This is a genomic window from Streptomyces sp. P5F9 (assembly GCF_057961495.1).
This window is the reverse complement of sequence record NZ_JBXVPZ010000643.1, coordinates 1-4,296: the sequence shown is the minus strand read 5'-3', so window position 1 is coordinate 4,296 and position 4,296 is coordinate 1. Positions and strand designations below refer to the sequence as shown.

Annotated in this window: 4 protein-coding genes and 1 pseudogene; 3 read left to right on the top strand and 2 right to left on the bottom strand. The window is 69.6% G+C overall.

Annotated elements, in window-relative coordinates:
• Together AC31A1_RS47575 and AC31A1_RS47570 are read right to left on the bottom strand one after the other, a co-directional pair.
• Positions 1-206 (bottom strand): annotated as a pseudogene (locus AC31A1_RS47575) (ABC transporter permease); the annotation flags it as partial.
• Entirely contained in the window at positions 206-1,225 is a 1,020-nt protein-coding gene (locus AC31A1_RS47570; protein ID WP_489659296.1) for a sugar ABC transporter substrate-binding protein, read from the bottom strand. The pseudogene AC31A1_RS47575 and the gene AC31A1_RS47570, both read right to left, overlap by 1 nt.
• A gap of 289 nt (positions 1,226-1,514) precedes the next feature.
• On the opposite strand from AC31A1_RS47570, the gene iolC reads away from it, so the two are divergent.
• The 3 genes from iolC to iolB form a co-directional block, all read left to right on the top strand.
• Entirely contained in the window at positions 1,515-2,483 is a 969-nt protein-coding gene (iolC, locus tag AC31A1_RS47565; protein WP_489659295.1) for a 5-dehydro-2-deoxygluconokinase, read from the top strand.
• A 39-nt stretch (positions 2,484-2,522) separates the two neighbouring features.
• Positions 2,523-3,401, top strand: coding sequence for a Cgl0159 family (beta/alpha)8-fold protein (locus AC31A1_RS47560; RefSeq protein ID WP_489659294.1), 879 nt, complete (start codon positions 2,523-2,525; stop codon positions 3,399-3,401).
• 14 nt (positions 3,402-3,415) lie between these two features.
• On the top strand, positions 3,416-4,296 hold an 881-nt coding region (gene iolB, locus AC31A1_RS47555; protein ID WP_489659293.1), incomplete at its 3' end, for a 5-deoxy-glucuronate isomerase.

Here is a 4,296-nt window from a genome sequence, read left to right as displayed (position 1 = left end):
TTCGCCATCGACGCGCTGTCCCGCACCGGCGGAGCAGCGATCAGGAAGAACACGTACACCGCGGCCGCACCGAGGAACACACCAACCTCAGGACGCGCCAACAACCGTAGCGCCAGGGGCCGTTCAGAGGTCCGGCCGTCGGATTCCTTCGGGCCGGGGGCCGGCGGTGAGGTCACCGCCGGCTCGGCGTGCTGGGTCATGCCAATCACCGGGTTCCGTTGGCGGCGTACTTCGCGACGGCGTCGACGTTGGTCTTGTCGACGAAGGCCGGGCCGGTCAGTACGGGCTGCTCACCGCCGCCGCTGTAGTTGCCGTTGTTCTTGTAGAGCCACAGGGAGTCGACCGCCAAGTAGCCCTGGAGGTACGGCTGCTGGTCCACCGCGAACTGGACGGTGCCCTTCTTGATGGCGCCCGTCAGGGTGCTGTTCAGGTCGAAGGTCGCGACCTTCGCCTTGCTGCCCGCGTCGGACAGCGACTGCACGGCCGTCATGGCGAACGGGGCGCCCAGCGTGACGACGTAGTCGATGGCCTTGTCCTGCGTGAGCTTGGCGGTGATCGTCGACTTCACCGACGGCATGTCCGTGCCGTTGACGTTGAGCACCTCGGTGGTGCCGGTGAACGTCTTCTTCACACCGTCGCAGCGCTGCGTCAGACCGATGTTGCCCTGCTCCTGGATGACACAGACGGCCTTCTTGGCGCCTTCCGCGTTCAGCCGCTTGCCGAGCGCCTCGCCGGCCACCGTCTCGTCCTGGCCGAAGAACTCCAGCAGTCCGAGCTTCTTCCAGTCGCTGAGACCGGAGTTGAGGCCCACGACGGGTATGTTCGCGGTCTTCGCCTTGGCGATGACGTCCTTCAGGGCGTCGGGCTTGGCGAGGGTGACCGCGATGCCGTCGACCTTCTGGTCGATCGCGTTCTGCACCAGGTTCGACTGGTTGCCCGCGTTCGGGTCGGCCGAGTAGATGAGCTTGATGTTGTCCTTGGCGGCGGCGGCCTGGGCGCCCTTGCGGACGATGTCCCAGAACGTGTCGCCGGGCGCCTGGTGCGTGACCAGGGCGACCGTCATTCGGGGAGTGCTGGCCTTGCCCGCCGAGGCGCCGGAGGTGTCCTCCGTGGACTTCTTGCCGCCCGAGCTGCTGGAGCAGCCGGCGAGGGTCAGTGCCGCTGCCGCGGCGACCGCCACGAAGGGGGCCATTCTGCGCGTACGGGAGTGGGAAGAACGGTCCATCTTTCCTGCACCTCACTGTGCTTCAGGGGAAAGGGAGTCATGATCGCAGAAATCCGGGCTCGGGGCCTGTCGACCCCGGGTCGTTCGCCGCGAAACACGGCTGTTGCGCTGGGACGGAATCAAATCCCCGGTCGCGTCCGCTGTCAATACTTTGTTAAGACATCATTTCACAAGCAGGTCCGAATGTAAGTACAAACTATTGACACGGAGCCCCTCCGAGACCTACACCTGGGAGGCGGCAGGCCCCTGGGACCCGCCCGCCCCCCAGCAGCTCAGAGGAGTGTCGCGCATGGCCGAGTCAGCCCAGTCCTTCGATCTCATCACCATGGGCCGCATCGGGGTCGATCTCTACCCGTTGCAGTCTGGCGTACCGCTGGCCCGTGTGGAGACGTTCGGCAAGTTCCTCGGGGGTTCCGCGAGCAATGTGGCGGTCGCGGCCGCCCGGCTCGGCCGGACCACCGCGGTGATCACCCGCACCGGCGACGACCCCTTCGGGGCCTATCTGCACGAGGCCCTCAAGGACTTCGGGGTCGACGACCGCTGGGTCACGCCCGTCGCGGAGTACCCGACCCCGGTCACGTTCTGCGAGATCTTCCCGCCGGACGACTTCCCGCTGTACTTCTACCGGCAGCCGAAGGCGCCGGACCTGGAGATCCGCACCGACGAACTGGACTACTTCGCGATCCGCCAGGCCCGCGTCTTCTGGATCACCGGCACCGGACTGAGCGAGGAGCCGAGCCGCTCCGCCACGCTCGCCGCCCTCAAGGCACGCGACAAGGCGGGCACCACGGTCTTCGACCTGGACTGGCGCCCCATGTTCTGGAGGGACCCGGAGGAGGCCCGCCCGTACTACGCGGAGGCCCTCCGCCACACGACGGTCGCGGTAGGCAACCTCGACGAGTGCGAGATCGCCACCGGCGTCCGCGAGCCCCGCGCCTGCGCCCAGGCACTGCTCGACGCGGGCGTGGAACTCGCCGTCGTCAAGCAGGGCCCCAAGGGCGTCCTGGCCGTGCACCGCGACGGCACGACCGCCGAGGTGCCGCCGGTCCCGGTCGAGGTGCTCAACGGCCTCGGCGCGGGCGACGCGTTCGGCGGCTCGCTGTGCCACGGCCTGCTGTCCGGCTGGGACCTGGAACGGTCCATGCGGTTCGCCAACGCGGCCGGCGCCCTCGTCGCCTCCCGCCTCGCCTGCTCCACCGCGATGCCCACCGAGTCCGAGGTCGAGGACCTCCTCGTGGGCGCGCGAGTGAGTGACTGATCGCGTGGCCGCCACAGCCACCCCTGAACGGAGCTTCTCTTGAGCATCAGCATTCCCGACCTGGTCACGGTCAGAGCCCGGCACCCGGAGGCGATCGCCGAGGCGGCCGCCCGCCGGGTCCGCCGCCCGCTGCTGGGCGACACCGGCCGCCTCATGATCGTGGCCGCCGACCACCCGGCCCGCGGCGCCCTGGGCGTCGGCGACCACCGCACGGCCATGGCGAACCGCGCCGACCTGCTGGAACGCCTCTGCATCGCACTCTCCCGGCCGGGTGTCGACGGGGTGCTGGCCACCGCCGACATCCTGGAGGACCTGCTCCTCCTCGGCGTCCTGGACGGCAAGGTCGTGATGGGCTCGATGAACCGCGGCGGCCTCTCCGGCGCCGCCTTCGAGATGGACGACCGGTTCACCGGCCACCGCGCCGAGGACATCGCCCGCCTCCGCTTCGACGCGGGCAAGCTGCTGCTCCGCATCGACTACGACGACCCGGGCTCGCTCACCACCCTGGAGTCCACCGCGCGCGCCATCGACGACATGGCGGCACGCCAACTCCCCCTGTTCGTAGAGCCGTTCATCTCGCGCCGGGTCGACGGCAAGGTCCGCAACGACCTGTCCGCCGAAGCCGTGACCCGTTCGATCGCGATCTCCTCGGGCCTGGGCGGCACCTCCGCCTACACCTGGCTGAAACTGCCCGTCACCGATGACCCGGACGACATGGCCGAGGTCCTGGAGACCTCGACGCTGCCTGCCGTCCTGCTCGGCGGCGAGGTCGGGGGCGACCAGGAGGGCGCGTACGAGAAGTGGCGCAAGGCGCTGCGCCTGCCCACCGTCCAGGGCCTGGTCGTGGGCCGCTCCTTGCTGTACCCCGCCGACGGCGGCGTGGAGACGGCGGTGGACACCGCCGTAGGTCTGTTGTGAACCGGAGGCACACCATGACGAGCGCGTACCACCTTCCCGCAGGCAAGGCCCTCGGCGGCCCCTACGTCGTGGACGTCACCCCCGAGTCGGCTGCCTGGGGCTACTCCAGCCTGCGGGTCCTGGAGCTGCCGCCGGGCGGCACCCACAGCTTCGACACCGACGACAGCGAGTGGATCGTCGTCCCGCTCAGTGGCGCCTGCACGGTGTCCGCCGCCGACGACTTCGGCCACGACACCTTCGAACTCCACGGCCGCGAGAGCGTGTTCACCGCCGTGAGCGACTTCGCGTACGTCCCCCGCGATTCCCGTACGACGATCTCGTCGCCCGGCGGTGGCCGCTTCGCGCTGACCGGCGCCCGCTGCACCCGCCGGCTGCCCGCCCGCTACGGCCCGGCCTCGTCGGTGCCGGTGGAGCTGCGCGGCACCGGCAACAGCTCGCGGCAGGTCAACAACTTCGGCGCGGCCGGCGTCTTCGAGTGCGACAAGCTCATCGCCGTGGAGGTGATCACGCCCGGCGGGAACTGGTCGTCCTTCCCGCCGCACAAGCACGACGAGCACCGGCCCGGTGAGGAGTCCGTCCTCGAAGAGGTCTACTACTTCGAGTTCGCCGACCACGAGGGCACTCCCGGTCTCGGCTACCAGCGCGTCTCCCCGTCCGGACAGGGCCGTAACACGGACGTCCTGGCCGAAGTCCGGGGCGGGGACGTCGTGTTGATCCCGGACGGCTGGCACGGGCCCTCGATGGCGGTGCCCGGTCACCACATGTACTACCTCAACGTCATGGCGGGTCCCGAGGACGACCGCTCCTGGCTGATCTGCGACCACCCCGATCACGCCTGGGTCCGCGGCACCTGGCCCGAGCAGCCCGTCGACCCCCGCCTCCCCCTCTACACGGC